This is a genomic window from Kosakonia sp. YIM B13571, assembly GCF_042788095.1.
GTDB classification, from domain to species: domain Bacteria; phylum Pseudomonadota; class Gammaproteobacteria; order Enterobacterales; family Enterobacteriaceae; genus Kosakonia; species Kosakonia quasisacchari.
Genome location: NZ_JBHZPL010000003.1, coordinates 516,042 through 540,997, shown reverse-complemented (window position 1 = coordinate 540,997; position 24,956 = coordinate 516,042). Strand labels below are relative to the sequence as shown.

At 53.2% G+C, this 24,956-nt stretch carries 26 protein-coding genes; all 26 read right to left on the bottom strand.

Annotated elements, in window-relative coordinates:
• Positions 1-2: 2 nt before the first annotated feature.
• Positions 3-257, bottom strand: a complete 255-nt coding sequence (locus ACFX4O_RS11075) for a hypothetical protein (RefSeq protein WP_131409748.1) — start codon at positions 255-257, stop codon at positions 3-5.
• A gap of 135 nt (positions 258-392) precedes the next feature.
• The gene (locus tag ACFX4O_RS11070) at positions 393-1,067 is read right to left on the bottom strand and encodes a hypothetical protein (RefSeq protein ID WP_380208700.1); all 675 of its coding nucleotides are present in this window, start codon (positions 1,065-1,067) and stop codon (positions 393-395) included.
• A 39-nt stretch (positions 1,068-1,106) separates the two neighbouring features.
• Positions 1,107-1,499: a DUF4150 domain-containing protein gene (locus ACFX4O_RS11065; protein ID WP_016495682.1), complete on the bottom strand. Its 393-nt coding sequence runs from the start codon at positions 1,497-1,499 to the stop codon at positions 1,107-1,109.
• Positions 1,500-1,503: 4 nt separating this feature from the next.
• A complete protein-coding gene (locus tag ACFX4O_RS11060; RefSeq protein ID WP_380208698.1) occupies positions 1,504-2,109 on the bottom strand; it encodes a DUF3540 domain-containing protein in 606 nt (201 codons plus the stop codon).
• On the bottom strand, positions 2,106-3,191 hold the full coding sequence (locus ACFX4O_RS11055; RefSeq protein ID WP_380208696.1) for a pentapeptide repeat-containing protein: 1,086 nt from the start codon (positions 3,189-3,191) through the stop codon (positions 2,106-2,108). Before ACFX4O_RS11055 ends, ACFX4O_RS11060 begins: the two co-directional genes overlap by 4 nt.
• Complete coding sequence (locus ACFX4O_RS11050; protein WP_380208694.1) at positions 3,188-5,728, bottom strand: DUF2169 domain-containing protein; 2,541 nt, start codon at positions 5,726-5,728, stop codon at positions 3,188-3,190. The genes ACFX4O_RS11055 and ACFX4O_RS11050 overlap by 4 nt, the downstream gene beginning before the upstream one ends.
• Before the next feature lie 106 nt (positions 5,729-5,834).
• Positions 5,835-6,257, bottom strand: coding sequence for a hypothetical protein (locus tag ACFX4O_RS11045; RefSeq protein WP_380208693.1), 423 nt, complete (start codon positions 6,255-6,257; stop codon positions 5,835-5,837).
• A 21-nt stretch (positions 6,258-6,278) separates the two neighbouring features.
• Positions 6,279-6,650, bottom strand: coding sequence for a hypothetical protein (locus ACFX4O_RS11040; protein WP_380208692.1), 372 nt, complete (start codon positions 6,648-6,650; stop codon positions 6,279-6,281).
• Between the two features lie 18 nt (positions 6,651-6,668).
• Positions 6,669-7,016 carry a hypothetical protein gene (locus ACFX4O_RS11035; RefSeq protein ID WP_380208690.1) on the bottom strand — a complete coding sequence of 116 codons (348 nt, stop codon included), beginning with the start codon at positions 7,014-7,016 and terminating at the stop codon, positions 6,669-6,671.
• A 138-nt stretch (positions 7,017-7,154) separates the two neighbouring features.
• Complete coding sequence (locus tag ACFX4O_RS11030) at positions 7,155-7,523, bottom strand: DUF3592 domain-containing protein (RefSeq protein ID WP_131409734.1); 369 nt, start codon at positions 7,521-7,523, stop codon at positions 7,155-7,157.
• A gap of 109 nt (positions 7,524-7,632) precedes the next feature.
• Positions 7,633-7,992 carry a DUF3592 domain-containing protein gene (locus ACFX4O_RS11025; protein WP_235855229.1) on the bottom strand — a complete coding sequence of 120 codons (360 nt, stop codon included), beginning with the start codon at positions 7,990-7,992 and terminating at the stop codon, positions 7,633-7,635.
• 158 nt (positions 7,993-8,150) lie between these two features.
• Positions 8,151-8,498 (bottom strand): DUF3592 domain-containing protein, encoded by a 348-nt coding sequence (locus tag ACFX4O_RS11020; RefSeq protein ID WP_131409732.1) that lies wholly within the window; start codon positions 8,496-8,498, stop codon positions 8,151-8,153.
• A 224-nt stretch (positions 8,499-8,722) separates the two neighbouring features.
• A complete protein-coding gene (locus ACFX4O_RS11015; RefSeq protein WP_131409730.1) occupies positions 8,723-9,082 on the bottom strand; it encodes a hypothetical protein in 360 nt (119 codons plus the stop codon).
• Positions 9,083-9,231: 149 nt separating this feature from the next.
• Entirely contained in the window at positions 9,232-9,612 is a 381-nt protein-coding gene (locus ACFX4O_RS11010) for a hypothetical protein (protein WP_131409728.1), read from the bottom strand.
• 8 nt (positions 9,613-9,620) lie between these two features.
• Complete coding sequence (locus ACFX4O_RS11005; protein WP_380208687.1) at positions 9,621-11,876, bottom strand: type VI secretion system Vgr family protein; 2,256 nt, start codon at positions 11,874-11,876, stop codon at positions 9,621-9,623.
• Positions 11,877-11,936: 60 nt separating this feature from the next.
• Entirely contained in the window at positions 11,937-12,314 is a 378-nt protein-coding gene (locus ACFX4O_RS11000) for a DcrB-related protein (RefSeq protein WP_131409724.1), read from the bottom strand.
• A 142-nt stretch (positions 12,315-12,456) separates the two neighbouring features.
• Positions 12,457-13,929, bottom strand: coding sequence for a serine/threonine-protein kinase (locus ACFX4O_RS10995; RefSeq protein ID WP_131409722.1), 1,473 nt, complete (start codon positions 13,927-13,929; stop codon positions 12,457-12,459).
• 26 nt (positions 13,930-13,955) lie between these two features.
• Entirely contained in the window at positions 13,956-16,574 is a 2,619-nt protein-coding gene (tssH, locus tag ACFX4O_RS10990) for a type VI secretion system ATPase TssH (protein WP_380208684.1), read from the bottom strand.
• A gap of 113 nt (positions 16,575-16,687) precedes the next feature.
• Positions 16,688-17,731, bottom strand: coding sequence for a type VI secretion system baseplate subunit TssG (gene tssG / locus ACFX4O_RS10985; protein WP_380208683.1), 1,044 nt, complete (start codon positions 17,729-17,731; stop codon positions 16,688-16,690).
• Complete coding sequence (gene tssF, locus ACFX4O_RS10980; protein WP_131409716.1) at positions 17,728-19,599, bottom strand: type VI secretion system baseplate subunit TssF; 1,872 nt, start codon at positions 19,597-19,599, stop codon at positions 17,728-17,730. The genes tssG and tssF overlap by 4 nt, the downstream gene beginning before the upstream one ends.
• A gap of 2 nt (positions 19,600-19,601) precedes the next feature.
• Positions 19,602-20,171 (bottom strand): type VI secretion system baseplate subunit TssE, encoded by a 570-nt coding sequence (gene tssE / locus ACFX4O_RS10975; protein ID WP_131409713.1) that lies wholly within the window; start codon positions 20,169-20,171, stop codon positions 19,602-19,604.
• On the bottom strand, positions 20,164-20,976 hold the full coding sequence (locus ACFX4O_RS10970) for a type VI secretion system accessory protein TagJ (RefSeq protein ID WP_131409711.1): 813 nt from the start codon (positions 20,974-20,976) through the stop codon (positions 20,164-20,166). The genes tssE and ACFX4O_RS10970 overlap by 8 nt, the downstream gene beginning before the upstream one ends.
• A 9-nt stretch (positions 20,977-20,985) precedes the next feature.
• A complete protein-coding gene (locus ACFX4O_RS10965) occupies positions 20,986-21,975 on the bottom strand; it encodes a hypothetical protein (RefSeq protein ID WP_380208679.1) in 990 nt (329 codons plus the stop codon).
• A 20-nt stretch (positions 21,976-21,995) separates the two neighbouring features.
• Positions 21,996-22,790 (bottom strand): PP2C family serine/threonine-protein phosphatase, encoded by a 795-nt coding sequence (locus tag ACFX4O_RS10960; protein WP_131409707.1) that lies wholly within the window; start codon positions 22,788-22,790, stop codon positions 21,996-21,998.
• Positions 22,787-24,592 (bottom strand): type VI secretion system-associated FHA domain protein TagH, encoded by a 1,806-nt coding sequence (gene tagH / locus ACFX4O_RS10955; RefSeq protein ID WP_380208677.1) that lies wholly within the window; start codon positions 24,590-24,592, stop codon positions 22,787-22,789. The genes ACFX4O_RS10960 and tagH overlap by 4 nt, the downstream gene beginning before the upstream one ends.
• Positions 24,593-24,721: 129 nt before the next feature.
• The gene (locus ACFX4O_RS10950; protein WP_380208676.1) at positions 24,722-24,898 is read right to left on the bottom strand and encodes a hypothetical protein; all 177 of its coding nucleotides are present in this window, start codon (positions 24,896-24,898) and stop codon (positions 24,722-24,724) included.
• Positions 24,899-24,956 lie beyond the last annotated feature (58 nt).

The following is a 24,956-nucleotide window of genomic DNA, read 5'->3' as shown; positions in this document are numbered from 1 at the left end:
GTTTAACGCACTTTAAATTCAGGAACAGGTATTTCACGATGTTTGTATTTATCATAATTGTCTCTCATATTTTTTGCTAATGAGACCATTTCATGAAAGTTCGCGTACTTACTCATCTCATCGTTATCCAAAACAAAACACTTCTGCACATCCCACATACTATTATAAGGCCAAATCATGCAAATGAGGTATTTACCGTCGCTTTGCAAAATAAAGAAATCGCCTTTTTCTTTATGAATAACATTAACATCAGACATGGTTCCCCCTGATAATTCTATAAAATAATAAAGGTACACATGCTAAAGCACATCATCGCGAAGCGATGGTCATACTGGTGTCCTGCCTGCGGGCAAAAAAACGAAAAGAAACCTTCCTGGGGTGTATTGCACAGGTTAATCCTGAAAATTCCGGAGGGTCATATTTTTTAAATAAGAGGGTTGCGCATAGGGGAAACCAAACCCAATACCGTTCCCTTTTTCATCAATGGGTGTGATCCAGGAAAAAGTTTCCTCATCAGAATGCCCATGCGGAACGTCAATTAGCTTTAATTGCGGGTAGGTTTTCCTGACGTCTTCTAACGAAATATTGGCATTCGCCAGATTGTAAGAAATAATAGAAATCTTACCCGGATTATTCAGATCAAGGCGAACTCTCATATTCCTGATTTGTACTCCACCTGCAATAGTGAAAGGTGCAACTTTTAATCGTTCAGCAATATGTGGATCTTCACGAACAAGCGGCTCAGGAATTATTGCATCAAGTGTATTTACATCCTGTCCGACAGTGTTTTTAAGCTGTGTTGCGAAGCGCCATAACGATTCAACGTTAATATTATTTCCTTCTGCAAATGAGTCAACCGAGGGGAATAAAGCCAGGGTAATGACAAGCATTTTAATCAGGCGTCTTACCTTATATATAGGCATTGTACATTTTCTCATTTGGCGAACTCTTTTTCCCCACCACGCCTTCACTAAACGGCATAAATTTTTTGCTCTTCTCGTTACTAAAAGCATTATCCCCGCCAACGGCAGTGGACAGGTTTGGCTGCGCTCCGCCAGGACCCACACCGGCCCCTCCCCTACGTTGTCTTCAAAGCTGAGCGTGCGTTACGGTGCCAGCATTAACACTTTGAACTGGCTTGGCACAATGCGCATGCCGATGGCATTGGTGGAGTTTTGCAGACTGACGCTGGTTAAGCGCGTTGCCGGTGTGCCTTTTAGCAGCACAGTGAATGCGCCGGTCAGGTGACGCGATGGCCCCATCACCGTGCCGGAAGCCACGCCGGTCGCCACGCCAGGGTTATCGCCATTGGTCAGTGGCGTGATGGTCGCCATATTGTGCGCGGGCATGCCCATAAACAGAATATTGAGTGCGTTCGGTATCGCAGTTGGCCCAAGCGCGATATCCGGGTACGGAATCGGCGTTGGTGCGGGCATCGGCGTCAGGCAGACATCCGGAAATGCGAGATCAACACCCATTAACTGGCAGTTTGCAAACATCGAATTACCCCATGTGGATCTGTTCAGAATCGACTTTGGTGATCGCTTTCGAGGTGAGCACCGTGTTTTGTGCGTGCATGCGCAGATAATCATCCACTTTCATATCCAGTTGCCCGGCGCGCACATGCTCGGTCTGGCGGGTGGTGCGAAACAGGTGCTGGCTCATCTGCGTGACTGTCTGCCAGACGGATTCCGCACGTTTGCCAACAATGCGCGAAAGCGTAACCCACGCGGAAATCTTGTCGCCGCTGTAGTTCATCTCGCTGATATGGCAATCGCCTTTCGCCGCACTGACGTTGAGCGCATCGCTGCTCAGGGTTAACGCGCCCTGGCTTGTGATACGCAAATCGCCCGGCACGCTAAGTTCGGTGGCGTCCGCGTTACCGCGTTCCAGCACCGCGAGTAGCCACATCTGGTTATCGACCGCGCTTATCAGCACCGTATCGCCCGCCTGCGGCGCAATCACACAGCTTACTGCCCGGCGACAGTGCCAGCCGCGCCCGTCACATTCGACCATCAGGCTGCCATCGTCAAAACAGTGGGTGACACGTGCGGAAAACTGCCCGCCGGGCAGCGTGGCGAGAGCCAAAGGTTGATTGAGGTTGTTCATTGCAGGTCTCCGTAAATTCGGCTGTGGCGTTCGGCGGTCCAGGCCTCCGCCGCCAGTAACTCTTCGTCGTACTCAAGAATGCCTTTGCGATCGGCAAAACACGCGCCCTCTTGCCGCGCGCGATGAAAACGGCTGCGTGAGAAAGTCGCGCCGCGAAAATCGGCTTCGCACACCTCTGCGCCGCTGAAATCGGCATAGGTAAAATCACACAGGGTGAAATCGGCCTGCCGGGCCGCAACGTGTTGCAGGATGCTCTGAAAAAAGCGGCTCTGTTTAAAACTGGCCTCCTGTAATGTCGCGCCGACAAAAATCGCCTGATCGAACAGGCTGCCGTGGGCATGCGCGCCGCTCAAATCGGCCTGCATAAATAGCGCCTGCGAGGCGTTAACGTTGTTCAGTCGCGCTTGTTTGAGCGATGCGCCTTTAAAATTACATTGGGTGAGTTGCGCCCCGGTGAAATCAGCGCCATCAAGCTGGTTGTCGGTAAACTGGCAGCCGGTGAACTGATGTTGCGCATAGTTTTTGCCGCGCTGGTCGCAGTTAAAAAACACCGCCCGTTCAAACTGGCTCCCGCCGAGATCCGCTTCGCGCAGATCAATACCGAAGTATGTGGTCAGCAGGTTATGGCAATGGTTGAGTTTCGCCCCTTCAAGCGGGCACTCAAACAGGGTCGAACGTTCTAAACGCGCACCGGTAAAAAGACTTTTATTCAGTGGGCTGCGCATGAACTGTGTGCTGTCAAAAGCTGACTGCGAGAAGTCGCAGCCGGTCAATGTACATTCGTTGAATACGCAACGCAGCAGCGATGAATTGCTGAAGTTCGCCGTGGCTAAATCGCACTGGTTAAACACGGTCTCTTCGAGGTGTGCCGCAGCAAGTACGGCGCCTGCGAGCTGACATTCGGTAAAGACGCTCTCCTGCAGATTGCAACCTTGCAGGTTGGCCCCTTCGAAAGAGACCTCCTGAAAAATCCCGCCGGATAAATCACATCCGCGCAGATCGCAGCCATCAAGGTTGAGTTCCATAATGGCCTCGCCGCTTTTCACTTTGTGTTGCAGCTCGGCGGCACTTAACTGACTCATATCACCTCCCCGTCGCGCTTCGGCAGGGTTTTCACGCGTTTGCTATAGGCACCCTCAAATTTCGTGGCGCTGTCCGCTATCGACTGGGAAAGATCGGCGCGGAATAGATTACTGAAACTGAGATCGGCGCCTTCGAGACGGCATTTTTGCATCATCGCACCCATTAAATTGGCGTAGGTAAAACGCACACGCCGAAAATCGGTACGCATAAACAGGCTGCCGGTTAGCGTCGCGCCGCTAAAATCCGCCCCTTCGCATTGCGCCTCGCTGAGATCACTGTTATCCAGCTTCGCACGAACGAAATGAGCGTCCGTCAGTACCGCCTGGCGTAAATTACTCTGCTTAAGCTGCGCGCCGCTGAAATCTGCACCGCCCAACGTGCCTCCGGATGCCACCGCACAGGTGATAAGCGTGGCGTCACGAAACAGGGCTCGCTCCAGCCGACTCTCTACCCAGGAACAGCCGTCCAGGTACGCTCCGGCAAAAGAGGCGCTTTGCAGTTCACACTGGATAAAACTGCTTTTATTCATTTTTGCCGCGCTGAAGTCAGGTTGCGGCAGCGTAAGTTCCATAAACACACAATTATCCAGCGTCGCGTGACGGAATATGCACTGGCTAAAGCCGGTTTTACGCAGCAGCAGGTTTTCCAGCCGCGCATAGCTGAAATCACACGCGTCAAACAACGCATCGGTCATTTCAGATTCTTTAAACTGCGCGCCGGTGAAATTCGTCTGACGGCATTGCGCCAGCGCGAGGCTTGCTTCGGTGAAGTTGCATTCACGAAACGAAGCGCCCTGTAAATCCGTACGTGCCAGCATCGCGTGGCTGAAATCAGCGCCATCAAGCTGGCACTGACTGAGGTTGGCACACTCAAGTAGCGCATTACGGAAATTGGCTCCGCGCAAATCCATGCCGGAGAAATCCGCGCCAGTCAAATCCAGCCCGCTGAAATCCCCGCCCTGCGCCATCGTCCTTTCGGCACGCTGGCGAATAATCAGCGCGATATCGCCAGTCAGTTTGATGGCAGGCGGTTGTTCGGCGGCAGACATCAGATAGAGTTTGTGCAGCGCTTCCCGGCTCTGCTTTAGCTTTTTCTCACTCATGCTGTCGGCGTTGCGCTCCAGTAAATCCTGGATGCGCATCATCGACTCAGGCCCGCGCGGCTGATTTTCCTGCGCATTCATCTGCGGGAAACGCGCCTCCATCTCTGCTTTGCGTGTTTCGGCCTGCGCCTGCATGTGTTGGGCTTTGCGCTCCATCTCTTCGATAAACTCAGGCAAATCCTCCAGTTTTGGAAGCGCGGGTTCCTCCATCTCCTGGAGCAGATCGGCGGTGTCCGCGCCCTGTGCTTCCAGCCGCGCGCGATGCTGCTCACGCAGCTGCATGGCGCGGTTTTGCTGGTTATCGCGCATCGGGCTGTGGTTTTCCTGCACCTCGCTGTCGATCCACGGGCCAATAACATCTTCAGGTAGCAGATCTTTTTCACGGAACGCAAACAGCGCACCTTTCTCTTTATCCAGCCGCTGATGGAGCACTTTGCGATAGTGGTTGACCGAGCGGGCAGCACCGATTTTTTCCAGCGCGGGCATCAGTTGCAAAACGTCTGCGGCATCGTCTTCATTAATACGCTGATTACCCTGCCAGATAAGCACCATCTGCTCAAGGTGCGGAAAAAACCACACCGTGGTGGCGCGCAGCGCTATCTCTTCAAACAGGATCTCATCGCCGCGCTGGCGCTGCATAAAGCATCGCGCCTGCCACGGCGGCAGTGTTCCTTCCTGCAAATGCTGCTCCGGGTGCATATTCCAGATGCGCCATGCGGCCTGCGGCGGTAGCGCATCTCGATCTTCCCACCACTGATCGGGACTGGCGGCGTTAAATACCCGCCAGTCGATATCGGGCGCGAAGCCGGGGAAATCATGCTGTAACCAGCGAGCATCGTAGTTTTTGCCCATCCGGCGAAAGCGGCGAGGCCAGAGAAGATCCAGCGGGCCGAAACAGGCTGGTTCAGGTTTTGCGCGCGGAGACGTGACACGCTGATTTAAGAGTTCAATATTTGGCAGGCGACGGAACCGGGTGCCGTTATGGTTTTCTTCTACCGCACCGATACCGTGCGGGTTTTCCTCAAAACCTTCACCACCGAAAGCGCGGCTCCAGTCGAGACGCATCTGTTCAAAAGGTTTGGCGGCGGTCGGGCGTGAACCGGCCCAGTAGCGATCACCAGTGACGGCCAGCGTTTTACTGAGTTCGCCGATTTCAATGCGTACCGCACAAGCGGTTTTATCCTGATGATGGTGCGAGTAAGCGAAGCCGGTAGCGAGGAATTCGGCGCGCGCTTTCGGCATTGCCATATCCAGCACGCCGCCGCTGGTTTGCAACTCGCTGGCGGCCAGTTGCCACAACTCGACTTCAGGACGTAATTTTGGTTGTGCGCTCATATCCAGCAGCGCGAGTACAGAAACACCCAGGTGATTTTGCCCCTGCAGGCGAAATGGGCGATTAAGCACGCTCAGCCGCAGCGGTTTAATAATCTTCATATAACATCCTTTGGAAGATTAAGCGTATCGTCGGCGTTTTTTTAACGTCAGGAAAGACCGCCTTACGATGAATAAAATTATGTGTGGAATAAACACTGACAATATATTAGACAGAAGCGCCAGACACATCTGGTGATTGATTTATAACTTCATCGAAAATCATGTCAGCGACTGCAATTCTTTTCGCCGCTAACCCCTGATATTTCACCCGCAGCTTGAGGCCTTGTTTTAATCGATCAATCTCTTTTGTTTTCACCAGCGCCGCTGCTTTTTTATGTTGTGTTTGCCGGTCGATAACTATGGTGAAATGGAAAACAAAATATTCCCCTTTGCGGGTGGATTTCAGCGGTGACCATGATTCAAGTACGGCCTCTTTTTCCGGGCTATACCAGTCACGCTGCGTAGCACAATCTTTAATGAGTTTTGCGTTGCCGGTTGGTTCGCGCAGGCCTTTAACGGTGAGATAAAGAAAAAGGGCCAATACACACCATGAAAAGAGCGTTGAGTATTTAGCAATTAATTCCATCATTACTGGCAGTGCCTTATTTCGCTAGAACTCGATTTTAATGACCGCTAAACGGCCCTCGTTTCCTTTCTTCACTTTCATCCGCAGTCCTGGACGAATCAATGGCATCTGAGAAATATTCACCAGTGTTTTAGCAGTGTAGAGTTTATTATCACCCGGCAGGTGAAAGCGAATATCATAAAAGAAGTCATTACCAAACCGATCGTCTGTGATTTTGCAGGAAATAATTTTGCTTTCGGCAATATCTCCCGGCCAAAGATGGCAAGTCAGAAAGATACCAATATCTGCTTTTTTCTTACTCTCCATTCTGGACAGAAAATAAAAAAACAGAGTGGCTATGACGGACACTGCAATACCGCCATACATAAAATATTTCGAGTAATATTCAAGCTCCATTACGGTATTCCTGATGCACTATTTTCGGTACTGAAATAAGATATTTTTATCGTCGAGATACTTTATTTGTATTTCTTTGCCGGGCTCTAACTGATAAGAGCAGAAAGTATTAACGGCATCCGTACCTTTGATTATTCGCTGGACACCGTCGAAATCCACCGCCAGTTCATAGACAACGTTGGTGCTGCTGCCGTTATTCGAACCGGTAGCGCGCATGCTCAAAATCTTCGCATTAAGCAGCCTGCCGTGCTGATCTGTCTGATACGCTAAATAACATTGCCTGCCTATATATAAAACGAACCCACCAACAAGTGCGATAACAAGAAGAGCCTCCACGGGAATTACCTCATTATGCAAAATATCCATATCGAAAACCATTAATGGGACCGGAAGAGTAAGAGATGCTCATTATTTTTTTGTTGGCGGTTTTAAAAATGCGTAATGAAAAGTTAATTGCTTAAAATTCAAGGCTTATCAGAAATAGTCATCTTTATTTATAGAGAATTATTTATCCAGTGAGGATGGGATATTAATCTTTATTTTCTTAGGTTCTTTCTTTGAGTAAGTCAGAGGCACCTTTGTTCCTTTTTGATATTCTGTAACCTTAACCGCATCAATAACCGCCTTCCCTTCAGTGTTAACGATTTTATGATCAGCGGTAATAAACCGCACCTGAATGTTCACATTGATAAAAGCGGAATTCTCGCCACTGGAACTACGAATGTTAACAATCTCGCCCTGCGCCTGCCCCGCATCAGTCGGGTCAATTTTAACCGACCCTCTACCAGCCATGATGATGTTATAGACGAAGAAAACAAACATACCAAAAAAGACAACCAGCAAGGGATAAGTAACAAAATAAGAAATTGCCATTTGGACCTTTTTATCATGCCGTATAGTTGTTATTAACGCTTTGAATTTTTTTTGAAATGCAACCCGATAGTATAACCAGTCACGCACCGCTCAAAAAAAGCCAGTTAACTTATTCCATTTCGCCCGGCATAAGAAGTACTTGTTGAGGATCCTGAGGGAGATAGTAAAGCACAACAGTGTTGTTCCTCATGATTTTTATTAAATCCTCAGGCGTAAAAAATCTTTTAGTTGTAACGGTTACAGTTTCATTTTTAGTTGTAAACTCGACAACCATGCGAAATCGAGTATTTCCCGTGCCCGATGCGCCAATTTTCTCCTTACTTAAAATTTTCGCTTCTGTTCTAACTCCTTCTTTTTTAAATTTATCGTGAACAACACCTGTATGGTAACAGAATAAAAGGATGCCAATGCAGACAATAAAAATAATTGAGATGGTAAAAACAGGAGAGTCAAACACGATAGCTGCCATGATTTAAATAATTAAAAGAATATAATTTATATTTTTCACAGTCAAAAACGATTGCACTTACTGAAAAACCGTTATTTTTACAGCCTCCGACCTTCAAAAAAAGCCAACCAGGATTATCTTTGCAACTAACCAATTCGATTCACCATTTACAATAATAGTTATTCCATATCTTGAGGGACCAAATAAATCTGTTGAGGATTTTCTGGCAGATAAAATAGCAGCACAGTGTTTTTCCTCATTACCTTGATCAAGTCCTCAGGTGTAAAATACCTTTTAGCCTGTGCACTGACGATACCATCTGTTGTTTCAAATTCCACTTTTACTTTAAATTTAACATTACCCGTACCGGACACACCGATATTTTTCTTATCAATAATCCTTGCCTCTACTTTAATGCCCTTAGCTCTAAACCTGTCATCATCATAACCGGATTTCATAATCCCATAAATAAGCCAGGCTATAACCAATACAATGATCACAATAGACCACATTGATGAATCTGACATCGATTAACCTTATATAAGAACTGTAATATATGGATTTAAATTCTTAATTTAGAAATAGTTACACCACAGTAGGTAATATTCAGCGCACATCCATTTTTAATGATTTTCATCTGGCTGTTTTTGACGGTGTTGGTTTCTGCCTCAACTACCATAGCTGTGCACTAAGCACGATAAAAGAGTAAGACGTTGCCGATGACAACGTCTAGATTAAGCCATATATTTAATTACTTTATCCGACTTTCTGATTCAAGTATCAGCCATATTTTTTTAGGATTTTCTTTCTTGTAGTAAATATCCACTTTGCGCTCTCGCTCGAGAGGCATCATATCTAACACAGTAACAACTTGTGTTTTTTCCAGACTTATATCTTGACCATCTTGCGTAGTAAAAGAAAGCGTAAAGACACATTTTGGCGAACCAGTACCTGAAGTGGATATTTGCTTGATATTATTTATCTTAGCAACTGTCCTTATACCGTTCTTTTTAAAATCATCATGAGCCATCCCTGTATGGAATACCAAATAAATAAGGAAGCATGGCGTTACAATGCTTAATATCAGGCCAACATTATCGCCAGTGAACATTATGACCTCTTAAGATTTATATTTATCGATAAGATGGCTTTAAATGAATAATTTCAACTAGCTAAAATGTAATAACAAAGGAAATTATATGCATATGATACCAATTCAAAACTATCTTTATTCATCGTTTGAAAAAAGCGGCATAGGTTTTATTTATAATCGATAGCCATCACAGCTATACGTGGTGGATTATCAGCATTATATTTTATTATTAGAGTTAAACCTTTCTGAATCTTATGTATCTCATTAGGTCTAACCAGACCTTTTGCGACATATTTTTTCCTTGTGTCATTAATAGTAGCCGTAAAAGTAAAATCGTATAAAAAATCATTGCCGTACTTGGTATCTGTTTGATGCCATGATTCAAGTGACGTCTCAATAATTTGACCACTCCACTTTTCTCTGGATGACCAGTCACGCAGAGTGGTAACTTCATCTTTATTCGGCTTTAATGTTGAAAAGGCCAGTATAATCCCCAGGATAGATACGATAACGCCGATTATTAAGGGAGTTTCTGTAAAAGCACTCATATTCACCTTCATATAAATAAATGAATTGCACTAATAACTAAATTTTGGACAGAGTTTTCAATTTTCGTAAGCGACCTTTTATTATCTATTGTCTTTACTGAATAGCTAACTAATGTTCGACTCATACTTAATGCAGTACTACCATAACTAACTGCCGTCAGCGATGACCCCATGCCTGTCGTGCCTATTGAATTACCAGTTAAAGATACATTATTACCTGTTATGCTTTCATTAAATCCTGTAATTGAAAAAGAATGTACAGAGGTTTTCACCCAATTGGATGGAGACTCTATGCTAATTTTCTTGTCACTTTTTATAGTTATTTCGTTTGGACTTGATATAAACGTTTTCCCTGACTCAATTATTTGAGTCCAGTCGCCTTTAATATTAACGTTAACATCACCGCTGATCGTTTCCCTCTTCCCCCCCGCAACAATGGTTGTTTCCTGTCCCTGATCAAATTTCTCCGTAACTAGTTTAGTAACATGATGCAAATTCGTGCCGTCAATATCGATAATACGATCACCTTTAATATTAACAATATCACCGCCGCTGGTGATATTCAGCGTACGCCCATTCTTGATAGTTTCCGTCTGGCTGTTGTTGAAGGTGGTGGTTTCCGCTTCATCTACCGTGGTCGTGCGTTTCGCACGATAGTGGAACGAGGCGTCGCCGGTGACATCGTCTTTCTGCTCTTTCAGAATGGTCGTCGTGCGATTGCCATCAATGTTGACCGTCTTGTCATTTTCCACCGAGACTTTCATATCTTTTTCGGAATGTAACTCGACAGCTTCGCTCCCGGCGCGATCCTCAAAAAACAGGTAGCTGGCGTTGTCTTTACTGCCGTCTTTACTGCGGGTCATAAAGCCCATGCGCGTTGAGTCATCCGGCAGTGACCACGGCGGCATGCTGGATTCGTTATAGACGCGCCCGGTGACGATTGGTCTGTCCGGGTCGCCGTTGATAAAGTCGATCACCACTTCGTCGCCCACGCGCGGGATTTGCACCCCGCCGAAGCCCTGCCCCGCCCAGGCACTCGACACACGCACCCAGCAGGAGCTGGTGTCATCGCCTTTTGCCAGCCGGTCCCAGTGGAATTTCACCTTCACCCGGCCATATTTATCCGTCCAGATACTCTCGCCCTGTGGGCCGACCACTTTTGCCGTCTGCGGGCCGTAGGTTTTCGGCCACGCCGTCACCGCTGCCGGGCGGAACACCACCGACGACGGAATGACGGTGAAATCGATGCGATGAATAGTTTCACCATCGGAACCGCTGGCGTAGCGGTTTTCCTCGAAAAAGTAGTTCGCTTCGGTGGTCAGGTACTCGCCGTTATCACTGAAAAACGGTGCGTTATACAGCGCAAAGGTGTTCCCCGGCGCAACGCCAATCGCCGTGGCGGTGCCCTGAATCTGCTGATGCTCCACCTGCCAGCGCTCCTGGCGGATACGCGCGTAATACTCACCGTGACCGTGCTCGACAAAACGCCCCGGCCAGTCGTAAACATCGATGCTGCCCGGCTGCGGTGATGCGGGGTTCTGCCGCGCCTGGAACAGCCAGGCGTTGGGTTTGCGAAAATCGTAATCATCCAGGCTGTAAATGCCCGGCGTCACGCTGTCCTCCAGTGCCCACTGGCTGATGCCTTCTTCATCGGTGCTGCCGCCCGACGGCGTCTGGTGGTACGGAATGGTTTCATACCCGCTGAAGGGCTGATGTTCGGTCGCCGCGTCGGTCAGCACCAGCACATGGCGGTCGGCTTCGTGGCGGAAATGGTAGGCGATACCTTCAAGTTCCATCAGGCGGCTGATGAAATCGAGGCTCGATTCCTGGTACTGCACGCAGTAATCCCACGTGCGGTAGCTACCGGTCAGCTTATCTTCCACGTTCACCTGATATTCGCCGAGCAGCGTTTTCACAATCTGCGGCGCAGTCTGGCCCTGGAAGATACGCAGGTTGCGGTCGCGTTTCATCGGCCACAGATCCGGCTCCACAGTGAGCTGATACACCGCGTAACGGGTACCCGAAAGCTCCACGGCGCTCACCGCCACGCGGGTGATTTTGCCATTGATATGACGCGTTCCCATTCCCTGGGTCGGAATATTAACCGTTACGGATTGACCCAGCAGCTTGCTGCGGTCTGCGCGCGCATCGGTGCCCAGCACCGTCAACGCCAGCGTAAATGACTCCGACAGCGCTTCGCGCCCGGTAAGTTTCCAGAAAAGTAAGCCCTCAACGGGTAACGTCGCCGTGATTCTGTTCTGCATAACGAGAGATCCCTACTCAGTGTCTGTCAGCGGCAATCTGCGCACGGTAAAACCTGCACGCTATTTTGCACGATGAAATTTAATACTCTGGATGATTTGTTGATATTGCTTTTGATTTTCTTCACTGAATTCGCCAGGGCAGGTGCCCACGTAGCTCACCATTTTTTTTCCGGCGAGATCGTCGAGCAAAATTAACGTTTGGCGTTGGAAGATAACGTGGTTGTCATTTTTGAACTGGTAGAAGAGTTCCACAGCGGGATAACCGTCCACTTCCAGCATTTCCGACGATTCAAGGTGAAAATCAATGAGCGTCATCTCCAGCTCACGCGTTTTTCGGGCAGCGAGGGCGTGAACCTTATCATCGGCTTTTGCATTACTTCGCGATACGACAAACGTAAATTCACCGCCACCCTGATTGCTGTGTGTTAATAAATTCATAGTTCTGTCTTTTTAATATAACGAGCGAGACGAGCGTTGTTATTGCAATAAGGAGACATTGCAACATCATGCAATGTGAAAAATGACGCGCGTGGGAAAGGCTTCCCACGCGCTGCCGGGCGTCAGCCCGGAGGAACCATCACTATTGTGCTTGCGGGTTAATAAGCCAGGTGCCTGGCTGCCCAATGGTAATGGTCTGGCTGCGGGTCTGGCCATTGCCCTGCAACACCAGGTTATAACGCCCCGGTTGCAGTTTCAGCGAAGCAAAACCGTTAGTTGCAGGAGAAACAGACTGCGCTTCGCCGTTCAACGTCAGTTTTTCGCCCTCGTTCATGCGAACGAAAATCTGCGCAACCGGCTCCTGCGCCGCAGGTGAGGTAGTCTGGTTTTGTGCCTGCGTCTGCGTGGTTTGCGCAGGCGTCGCCGCAGGGGCGGTGGTTGTCCCCTGCACCGTCTGGCGCGGCGGCTCAGACGCTTGCGGCGTGGTTTGTTGCTGCTCGGCGTTGCTGGTATTCTGCGTCGCCGCATTGTCCGGCGAGGAACTCCCGCCAAACAGCGCCGCACCCGCAATCACCCCAACAATAACGCCAGCGGCCACCAGCCCCGGCACTTTGTAACGTTTAACGCTACTCAGCGCATCGGTTTTTTCCGGTATTTCTTCGACCGGCACCAGCATGGTGCCAGGCTGTTTTACGCTCATCACGTCGTCGATCCCGGCGACCGGCATTTCAATCAGCGCGGCAAATTCATCTATCGTTTGCGGGCGATCTTCCATTTTCAGCGCCAGCGCGCGATCCACCGCCTGCAACAGCGTGTGCGAGTAACCCGGCAATCCGCGCTGCGTCAGCGGCACATAGGTGTCCTGGATGCTGCGCACCACACTTACCGGCGGCGGTGAGCCAATAATCAGCGTGTGCAACACCGCACCAAGAGCATAAATATCAGTCCACGGCCCCTGCTCGCTTTCGTTGTCGTCGGTGTATTGTTCAATCGGCGCATAACCGGGACGCAACATGGTTTCGGTTTCATCGGAAACCGAGCCAATACTGCGACGCGCAGAGCCGAAATCGAGCAACACCGGCAGGCCGTTATCCTGAATCTGGATGTTATCCAGCGAGATATCACGGTGCAGGTAGCCTTCGTCATGAATGGTTTTGATAGCGCCCAGCAGCATCGGCAGCATGCGGCGGATCCACGCTTCATTAATCAGCGTCGGGTTCTTTTCACGCAGTCGGGAAAGCGTGGTACCGCTGTAAAACACCGTCCCCATGTAGGCGGTGTCGTTCTGCACCCAGAAGCGCAGTACATGCAGCAAGTTCGGGTGATTGAAGCGCGCCAGCAGACGCGCTTCCTGAATAAAACTGTTCAGCCCGGCGGTAAACGCTTTACTGAAGCGCTCACTGCGCAGCACCAGCGTCATGTCGTCATTACGTACCGCCAGCGACGACGGCATAAACTCTTTAATCGCGATGGTTCGCTCAAGCTGGTGATCCTTGGCGCGATAGACGATGCCAAAACCACCGCCGCCGATCACTTCTAAAATTTCGAACTCGTTGAAGCGATATCCCGGTGGCAGTGCATTCGGTACACTCCGGTTGTTATCGTGATCCGTCATATTGGAAAACTCTCTTGATAATGGCTTTACGCCGCAAACTGACAGTGAAACTCACCCTGCTCAAACGTGACCCGTAAGCGCTTATATTGCTCGTCGCGCGCGCTGGCGTCGAGTAATAGCTGGCTCATCAGCGGCAGCAGTGTATTGGTAAGGATGGCGTCCACCATACGGCCGCCTGATTCGACTTCCGTGCAGCGGGCAACAATTTGCGCCACCACGCTGTCGTCCACTTCCGACACAATCCCGTGGTTATCCGCCAGGCGGCGCTGAATGCGTTTAAGCTGCAAGCGCACAATCATCGCCAGCATTTCGTCGCTGAGCGGGTAGTACGGCACCACCAGCAAACGCCCCAGCAGCGCTGGCGGGAAAACTTGCAACAGAGGCGGGCGCAGCGCGTCGCGCAGGGCGTCCGGTTCCGGCATCAGTTCCGGATCGGCACACATGCCGGTAATCAGCTCAGTCCCGACGTTGGAGGTGAGAATAATAATGGTGTTGCGGAAATCGATATGCCGGCCTTCGCCATCTTCCATCCAGCCTTTATCAAACACCTGGAAGAAGATTTCGTGTACGTCCGGGTGGGCTTTTTCGATCTCATCAAGCAGCACCACGCTGTAAGGACGGCGGCGCACCGCTTCGGTTAACACCCCGCCTTCGCCGTAACCGACATAGCCCGGAGGCGCGCCTTTCAGCGTCGAAACCGTATGCGCTTCCTGGAACTCACTCATGTTGATGGTGATAACGTTCTGCTCGCCGCCGTACAGCGACTCCGCCAGCGCCAGCGCGGTTTCGGTTTTCCCCACGCCGGACGGGCCGCACAACATAAAGACGCCCACCGGTTTGTTCGGATCATCCAGACGCGCGCGAGAAGTCTGCACACGTTTGGCAATCAGTTCCAGGCCATGGCGCTGTCCAATCACGCGTTCGTTGAGGGTATCGGCCAGTTTTAACACTGCGTCGATTTCGTTTTTAACCATCCGGCCCAGCGGGATGCCGGTCCAGTCGGAAACCACCGCGGCGACCACGTTGGCATCCACCGAGGTAAACAGCAGCGGCGCGTCGCCCTGTAATGCACGCAGTTCTGCCTGCTGCTGTGTCAGCGTGGCGCGTAAATCGTCAAGCGCCTCTTCCGGCGAGGTGTGCAGTTGCGCTCGCAACGCAATAATCGCGTCAACCAGCGCCTGCTCCTGCTCCCAGCGCGCCGTCAGTTCGTCGCGTTGTTGCGCCAGTTTTTCCAGCTCGACCTGCAATTTCTCCACACGATCGCTTTCACCGGTCGCCATTTTCGCTTCACGGTTGGCAATCTCAATTTCTACGTCCAGCGCGGCGATGCGGTGCAGGCAATCTTCCAGCTGCGGCGGCGGAGAACTTTGGCTTACCGCGACGCGCGCACAGGCGGTGTCGAGCAGCGCAACGGCTTTATCCGGCAACTGGCGCGCGGGAATGTAGCGGTGCGAGAGTTTCACCGCCGCGACGACCGCTTCATCCAGCAGCAGCACACGGTGGTGTTTTTCCAGTGCCGAAACGGTGCTGCGCAGCATCAGCACCGCTTTTTCTTCGTCTGGCTCCGCAACTTGTACGGTCTGGAAACGGCGGGTCAACGCCGGATCTTTCTCAATGTATTTTTTGTATTCCGCCCAGGTGGTCGCGCCGATGGTGCGAAGCTGGCCACGCGCCAGTGCCGGTTTCAGCAGGTTGGCGGCATCGCCCGTGCCCTGCTGACCGCCTGCGCCAATCAACGTGTGGATTTCGTCGATAAACAGAATGATCGGCGTCGGGCTCGATTGCACTTCATTAATCAGCGACTGTAAACGCGCTTCAAATTCGCCTTTCATCCCCGCGCCCGCCTGCAACATACCGATATCCAGCAGCCACAGTTGCACATCTTTCAGCGGTTCCGGCACATCACCAATAGCTATGCGCAGCGCCAGCCCTTCCACCACCGCCGTTTTACCAACGCCCGCTTCACCGGTCAGCAGCGGGTTGTTCTGGCGGCGCCGCATCAGAATATCCACCATCTGGCGGATCTCTTCATCGCGCCCCACTACCGGGTCAATTTTACCGTCGCGCGCCCGGGCAGTCAGATCCTGGCCATACTGCGCCAGCGTGCCCTGCTGCTGCGGAATACCCGCACCAGCATCATCGTTCAGCGCCACGGTGACTTGCTGGCTCTCTTTGCTGTTGGCGAAAATAGCGTCGAAGCCATCCAGCAACGCATCGGCGCTGATACGCTCAAACTGCGGCGAAATGCCTTTCAGCACGTTCGCCAGGCTCCAGGTTTTCAGGATCCCGGCCAGCAGATGGCCGCCGCGAATGCGCGTCACGCCATATTTTAGCGAGCCGTAAACCCATGCGCGCTCAACGGCGGTATCAATGTGTTCTGACAGGTCGGAAACCGAACTTGCGCCGCGCGGCAGTTTGTCCAGCGCCGCGACGATATCGCGCGTCAGCGCCTCTTCATCCAGCGAAAAGTGGCGAATAACCTGTTGCAGATCGCCGTCCGTCTGTTGCATCAGTTGATGCAGCCAGTGAACCAGCTCCACATACGGGTTGCCACGCAGCTTACAAAAAGCGGTGGCACTTTCCAGCGAGGTAAATAACAGCGTATCGAGTTTGCCGAACAGAACGGCGCGGCTGATTTCTGACATGAGTTCATCCATTTTTCATAATTAGTGTGCAGTCATCCTTGCAAGCCAGCTCGTCGTGCGATACGACATGCAGGATGTGTGCGTACGTCAGACCAGGAAACTAACCACGGAGGTTACCCCTCCGGGCTGAAAACTAAATCTCCTCGCGCTTGTGGCGTCGGCTGCGCGCCAAGCCAGGCGCTGTACCCCAGACGCCCGGCGCCGCCAAGCGTGGCACCGGTGACATCTTCGCTGCGCAAAATCACTTTCACCGCCCACTCGTACTCAATACCCAGATACTGGCGCACCCAGTCGCGTAGCGCGGCGACATATTTTTCACCCGGCATAAAGCGCCGATAGGTATCAACGGGAAGCGGACCAATTTCGATGCGAAACTTATGGCACACATCGCGCACAGCTTCGCCAAGAAATGCCGATTGTCCGAGGCGCGGCGCGTGTCGCCCACCCTGTAAGCGCGCGCGTTCACGTTCGCTGAGCGGCATCCACTGCGGCACGTTTTCGACAATGGTGACCGGCACATTGAAATAGCTGCGCAGGATCTTCTCCAGCCCTTCCGGGTCGCGCCCGTTGCGGGTCAGATGCCCGGCAAGGGCAAAGCGGGCGTGCGGGCTTAAACTGCCTTTTTCCAGTTGCCCTGGTTGCCCCATGCCGACCAGCGAAGCGATGTACTGCTCAAAACGTTTGTTATCCTGGCGATCCAGCGAAACGGTCGGCTGCGCATCGGCCCAGGCGCGATAAAACAGTAATGCCAGGCGGTGATGAAAGAGATCGGCGAAGGCGCTCAGGCTGTCATCCTGGTGGTGCGCAATTCGCTCGCTGGCATATTCAGTCAGGTGAACCGGTAGCGGGCCGTTGGGGCCAAACAGGCCAAAACTCAGAATTGATACGTCATACAGCGGCGAGTTTTCGCGTTGGCGAACGCTCGATAGCGTCGACGGCGCAAAGCCAAGAGAGGGTTTTTGACCAATGCGCAGCGGTTCGAAACGCGGTAGCGGCGCGCGTCCCAGCGGGTAACGTTCGCCGCCACGCGCATCAACGCGGCGCAGCAACGTAAACAGATCGTAGCGCCACGGCGTCGCCATTACGTTTTGCCAGAACGCTTCCGGCAGCGCACTGGCGCGCGTAATGACCGGCGCGCTGCTCAGCGTCTCAGTCATATCAGCGCCCTCTTGCCCATGCGCGGCGGCCAGTAACCCACTTCCCCGCGCTGCTGGCTCTTAAGCGTGAATTCGGTAAAGCTGTTCATGCCCACCAGACGCGCAAAAACACGCTCCAGTACGCTGCCAAACAGATACGGGCTGAAGCCGGAAAACGCCTGCTCATCCACCGTCAGTGTAATGCCAATACCGCGCGCGAAAACAATCGGCCCCGGTTCCGGCACGCGGCGATGTACCGGTTCGAGCACGCAGTGGCGCACGCCTTCAATCTGCCGTGCGACCGGCGCTTCCGCCAGCCGGGTATAAAGCCCCAGCAACTGGCGCAGCGCCGCAGCGCCTTCGCCGTCTTCACCATCCATCAGGCTTAAGTAGTTCATCTGCAACTGGCTGATCAGCCGCCAGGTGCTCAGCCCTTCTGCCAGCGCCGGGCGTGGCGGTGTCGGGCCTTTACGCAGTTGTAAGGTTTTGACCGGCAGCGAATCCGGCAGTACAAACTGGCCGATATCCTGCTGCAACATCAGCGGCAGATCGCGGCTGGTGCACAGCACTTCGGCGGTGATATAGCGTAACTCTTCACGCCACGGCGCATGCTGTTCATCCACCAGCGAGGCGAACACTTCAGAACCGATGTAACCGGTACGCGTGCCGTAGCGCTGTGCATGTTCCGATAACGCCCGCTGTTCGCGGCGCAGCGAAAAGTAAGCCCCGTAGTTGCCTTCGTCCTGGCTCCAGCTGCTCCAGAACGGGCGAAAGGTCTGCTCATCACGCTGGCCATCAATGCTGGCGTGAATTTTGGTAACGGCGTAGATCTCGTAATCCAGCGGGCGGATGTTATCAACCACCAGATGGTACTCATGCAGGCTGTCACTCAGCTTCTGGCGTTCCGCCACTTTTGGGAACAGGTTAATCACCGGCGTGCAGTGCAGCGCGAGGTGGCTTTTATCCACCACCCGTTCAAGCTGGGCATCGGCTTTGTCGAGCAGAATGATGATATCGAAAGACTTTGCTTCGCCGCTTTGCGCCAGCATCGGGCGCAAGCCCTGCAGGCTGATAAACAGGAAACGTGACGGAAAGGCGAAGTACTCCTGCAACAAGCGATAGCCGTCAAAGTTGCGCAGATCGTCCGGCAGCAGCGCCTGGTCTGCGCTGAACCCTTCCTGGCGCAGCGCATCGTCTGCCAGCACCAGCGGCGCGGTTTTCTGTCCGTTCGCCTGGCATAGCATCCCCACCTGGTGGCCCATCACCAGTTCCAGTAATTTCAGCGCCTGCATATCCGGGCCGCTTAAGAAGAACTCCAGACGATCGAAATCAAGATGGCTAAGGTTTACCGGGCCGTCGCAGCTCAGGCGAATACGCAGTGCGCTTTGCGCCCCGCGCTGGCTTAAACCGACCTGCGCCAGCGGCAGATCGGCGGGTACGCCGCCCAGCTCCACCTGGCTAATTTTCAGCGGCAGCAGCGTGACATCATGCGCGGTGGTGTAGCTACAGGTGACGCCATTCTTTTTCATCACCTGGCTGTCCATCATGGTGCCGCGCGGCACCACAAAACCGTTGCTCAAATCGCCTTTCGCGCTGTCAGGTTGCAGTTCGGCAATCGCCATTGATGGCGTGGGCGCAAGGTAATTCGGCGCGACCATTTCCAGCAAGCGCTGAGAGAAACGCGGGAACTCGGCGTCCATTTTTAACTGTACGCGCGAGGTCAGAAAGGCAAAACCTTCCATCAGGCGTTCGACATACGGGTCGGAGACGTCCATGCCGCGCATGCCCAGACGCCCGGCAACTTTCGGGTAGCGCCCGGCGAACTCCTGACCCATTTCGCGCAGCCAGGCCAGTTCGCGGTTGTAATATTCGAGTAATTTGCTGTCCATCGTTACCCCGCGTCTTTCAGCTCGAAATGCCCGTTTTCCAGATCCACATCGGTACGAAACAGGAACTCCAGCGGATAAGGCACGCACCACAGGCGGCCTTTGATCTCAATCGACAGGACATTATGCAGATCCAGCGACTGGGTATCGGAGATGCAGCGCACCTGCAATCCTTGCGGAAGAATGCGCGGTTCAAAATGCAAAATCGCGTCAGTCAGTTTGCGCTGGATATCCTGCCATTCGATATCCGACATGCGCTTGCCCGCCAGCGGCGATACGCCAAAGTTCACCACCGAACGCCGCACCTGGTCGAAAGCCGACAGATCCTGCTGCGCTTCGTTATTAATGGTGTTGAAAAGCCACTGCAAATCGCGCAGCACATGGCGGCGCAGCGCTGAGTGCGAAACCAGAGTGTTATTCACCGGCTCCTGCGCTTTATCCGGCGCGTCATCCGTCAGGCGATCGAGCAGCGAAGGCTGCATTTTATCGCGCGCGCCAACGGTTTCTTTACCGCGCCGTGAGCGCCAACCGCTACGCAGCAGGTCGCCCTCTTCATCATGCGCAGAGCTACTCATCTGCGGCTTCCACGTTAAAACTTACTGTCGCGAGATCGAGCAGCGAATATTCAGCGCTGTCGTTGAGCCACACTTTTTGCCCCTGCCCGATATAGTGCGGCGCATCACCAGGCAGTTGCTGCCACTCGGTAACGCGACACAGCTTAAAGCGGTCATCGGCATTGACATCCAGCGGGTAGCGCGCCGGGATCTGGCACACCTGTTCACTGCCATCCTGCAAGCGCACCAGCGTGTGACGCCACACTAAATCAGTCACGCTGGCCGGGGATTGAAACTGCATCGCGGCAATCGCGCTGAACGGCAGCCAAAAATAGCGGCCATTGACGATAGCTTCGCAGACCGGGCCAAAGCGGCAATCGCCATCCATCAGCCAGTCAAAGCGCAGGGTTTGACCGTCTTGCGTCGTCAACTGGCCGGGGTTGGCATCGGCCATTTCCAGCGCGGCTTCGCGATGGGCACCGGCATTCGTCGCTTCCGGGTCAAGCGCGCTGACCATTGCCGCCAGCCACGGCCATTGTTGATCCGGCGTGACCGGCCGCGCGCGACCGGCCATCACTTCCACTCGCTGACGCTCGCCTTCAATGGCTTGTTCCAGCAGCGTCACCGTCGGCTGTGCCTGCGGTTTTAATGCCTGCCAGCTTTTTAACTGCGCCCGCGCACGCGACCAGTTGCCATCCAGGCACAACAGTTGGGCGAAAGCGGCGCGCAGATCGGCGTCGCCCGGCTGGGTGCGGATACGGCTTTCGAGCTGCGCCAGGCTTTCCTGCAACGATTCGCCCGCCAGTTGTTGAAACAACGTATTCATCGCCGCTCCTTAGTTAACGGTTTTGTAGGTGCCAACCGCCGGGTTGCGCAACTGCGGGTGCAGCGAGTCAATCAGCAAAATGTTCAGGTGAGTGCCCGGTTCAAACCACGGCGTCCACGCTTTGCGTACTTCTTCAATACGTGCCTGTAAACGCGCTTCGTCATTAGCCACATCGCGGGAGATTTCCACCGCCACGGTGCCGTTGGCCTGCCAGCCATTAAGGGCGTCAACATACGGCAGGATCATCCAGCTCTGCGCCAGAGTGCCTTCGCTGACCACCATCCGTTCGTTGTTGACGGTAGTGATCAACAGGCGATCCGCATCCACATTGGCATTCAGGCCACTGACCGGGAAACCGTGTACAAAGGTCATGGTGATTTTCTTTTCCACGCCGTTGCTGAGTTGCGTCACCACGCTGCGCCCGTTCAGCCAGCCGCCCTTCTCACACTTGCCATCTTCTTTGGCGGGAATAAACAGCGCGGGCGTACTGGCGCCGCCCTGCCAGAACGTGCGCAGATGGCAGCCATCCTGCAAAGTGAACTCCTGCCACGGCGCACGGCTGGCGGGCGGCGAGAGATCTTCAGCACGCCCGGTAGGCGCAATTAATCCGGAGGTTGGGGTCGCGGCTGGCGCGATAGTCGCACCGGTTGAGGTGACTACCGGATCCCACTCTTTGGCTTTATCGGCGGTGCCTTCAGCCAGTGTCGCGCCTTGTGGGTCAGTCAGTTTCCAGCGCACCTGCGTCAGCGTGCCGCACTGGTTTTCCAGCAGCGCGCCAAGACGCGGTAAAAAGGTGTTCAGTACCGAGGGTTTTTTATCGCCGCTGGCGACAATGCGTAGCGGCAGCGTCTTCGCACACCAGCTTTTTGGCGTGTTATCGGCGATGTTGTCGATCCAGACATCCAGTTTTTGCGAAGGCGATTGCACGATGCGGTAGTTTTCTGCCTGCACGCTGCCACACACTGCCAGCAGGGCCAAACCCGGTAGCCAAAGTTTCATAAAAGTCCTTGTAAGCTGTATCAATCACGAAGAGGGAAAAACTGTGCGGCTTCAGAGAGCGTATGCAAAAGCGTCGTCTCCTGAGGCGTGCCCATCCACACCGCTACGGCGCTATAGTTGTCCTGCTGGGTCTGCGCCCCGACACCGTTTTTCAGCAGGATTTGATTCATCAATGTCAGCCACTCATCCGGCGTATTGACCATGTGCAGCGACTGTTGCATCTGTTCCTCGGTGACGCCGTGCCAGAAACCGTCCGTGCACAGTAAAAAAGCATCGCCATCTTCAATCGGCACCACATCACTGTAGCTCGGTTCACGCTCATCCTCGCCCAACCCCAACGCGAAATAGAGCAAGTTACCGTTGATACCTTCAGTCTGGTGCCCGGCGTCTTTCATCTGCTGGACAAGGCTGTGATCGGTGGTGACGTGATAAAGCCAGCCGCGACGAAACAGGTACAAACGGCTGTCACCCGCGTGCGCCCAGTAGGCGAGCTGGTAATCGCGGTCGATAAACAGGCTCACCATGGTGGTGCCCATACGGTGATAATCCCGCACCGCTTTTTGCTCTTCGCGAATGGCGCGATTCGCGCCATTCACGTACTGACGAATGTACTGGGCATTAAGGTGCTCATCACCGTCGAACCGGGTGATAATGGCGTTTCGCGCCAGTTGCGCCGCCACGTCACCGCCGGGTAAACCGGCGATCCCGTCGCAGACCACAAAGCAGGCGGCGCGTTCGCCGATGGTTTCCCCGGTCTGATCCTGATTACTGGCACGTTCGCCCTGTCGCGAAATAGAGGCCGTGCTGATATTCATTCTTCCGATCCGCTTTGTGAGTCTTTGTACTGGTTGACTTCCATGTCGTAAGCGTGGAGAAACGCTTCGCCAAACAGGGTATGGAAGTCATCGTCAATCTCACCGGCCGTTTGGGCGTAGGTGCGGACGTAGTAATCCCACAAGGCGGCTTTACGGTTGGAGAGCACACCAAGCCGCGCCGTCGCACCGTCGCGTTTGGCGTCATCTTCCAGTTGCTCCGGGTTAAACTGCTGCAGCATGGCGGCGATAATGGCGCGAATCCCGGAGATCATCCCCAGTTGGTGCGCCTGTAAATCGATCAGCGCATCGCGCACCGATTTTTTCGGCGGCATAAAGCCTGGCATACGCGTACCGAACATCTGCATCAGCACAGTTTTACCGGACGGCAGCAGTTTGAACGGGTTGTTGGCATCGTCCAGCACCATCGTCATGTCCGCTTTTACGCCGCGCTTAAGAATAGAACGCGACGATAACAGCGCGACGGTGCCCTGTGAGAACATGCTCAGCATCTGACCAAACTGGCGCATATTTTCTTTATCAAACTGCGGCACCGGCTGCATGTCGCCAAGCCCCATACCTTCCAGCAGCGCGTCGAGCAGTTCGCCTTTCAGCACATCGCTGCCGTCACCACTGCTGGCAGACGGCACGCTTTTTGCCTCATTGCTTTGCACCGGGTCGATACGCAGACGCCCTTTCGGTGTTTGCGCAGCGCTGCGTTGTACCGTCTGCGGCGTTGGCAAAGTGATCCCGGCATAATCCCGTGGCTCTTGCGCCTCTTCCGGCGCGGAAACTGGCGCGTCGTCGGCAAACAGCGGCGTCGCGCTTAAATCTTCCGGGCGCAGCTCGGTAATAATCGGCTGGGCAGTTGGCGGCGGTTCCGGCGTGTTCAGATCGGTAATGATCGACTGTGGCTCAGCGGGTTTCTGCGCAGCCAGTTCGTCGGCATGCGCCAGCGGCACCGCACCACTCAGCAGGCCAAGCGGATCGTCGCTGCGGGTTTGCTGTGTGCTACCACTGCCGCCAAACAGCGCCAATGGATCGAGTTCATCGCTATCCGGCGTGTGCGGTTTTTGTGTCGGTTCAACCGGCGGCACCAGCGCTGATGGCGTGGCATCATTGAAAATGCTGTCGTTTTTAAACAACTGCTCATCGTTGAACAATTGATCGGAAGCCAGCGCTTTCGGCGTCACCAGCGGTTCGTTGTTATTAAGCAGCGACAGCGGATCTTCCGGGTTACGTTCCGGCCCTTTTGGCGCAGCGAACGGGTTAAGATTTTGCACTTCCTGCGGTTTCGTGCGGCTGCTGGAGATGCTGTCGGAGATGGAAAACTCCTGCATCAGGCTGTCCCAGATTTCTGTCGGCACGGACGCCGGCGCGCCTTCTGCCGCGTTTTTCTGCGCCGGAGCAGGTGCCGTTTTTGCCACCTGCGGCTGCGCTGGCTTCGGGTACATCTCTTCAGCCATGCGGGTGACAGGACGGGTATCCTGAATCAGATCGGTGACTTCAATACGGTATTCATCGATGCCAAGAATATCGCCATCTTGCAGTTCAACCTGACGACCACGTTCCAGGGGGATGTCATTCAGTACGACGCGGGTTACGTTGCCACGGTTGGTGACGCGGCATTCGCCATTTCCGGCGATATGAACAATCGCCTGCAAACGTGAAATGGAACGGTCGTTGTCCGGCAGCACCAGATTGTTGTCCGTGCCGCGGCCAATGGTGCCGCCCGGGGGATAAAAGTCGCAGCTATTTTGTGGCGGCTGATGACCGGGTTTACTGGTAATAATAGTGAATCGCATCGCGTATTCCTGCTGGAGTTATGTGCACTCAAACGGTGCCGCTTTAGCTAAAACGGCTGCGTTTGAAGACAAGCGAAAAGAAGGTTGACGTTCGCGAACCCGGCGCAGCCACCGGATAAGTCTCTTGTTTTACTGGATTTTACTGACCAATTCAAAGGTCCGATCGTGCATCGATTTTGTTAAGTAGGCGGTGTCGGCCTGGCACTGATTGCGTTTTTTAAGCCAGTCGCGCTGCACCGCTTTCATTCCCGCTAGCGCGACCCATTTCACGCGCGCCGGGGTAAATCGAATGATACTTCCTGTCATATTTTCCCTTTCATCCAGGCCAGTAACGCGCATTCAATACATACACGGTTTTATTTTT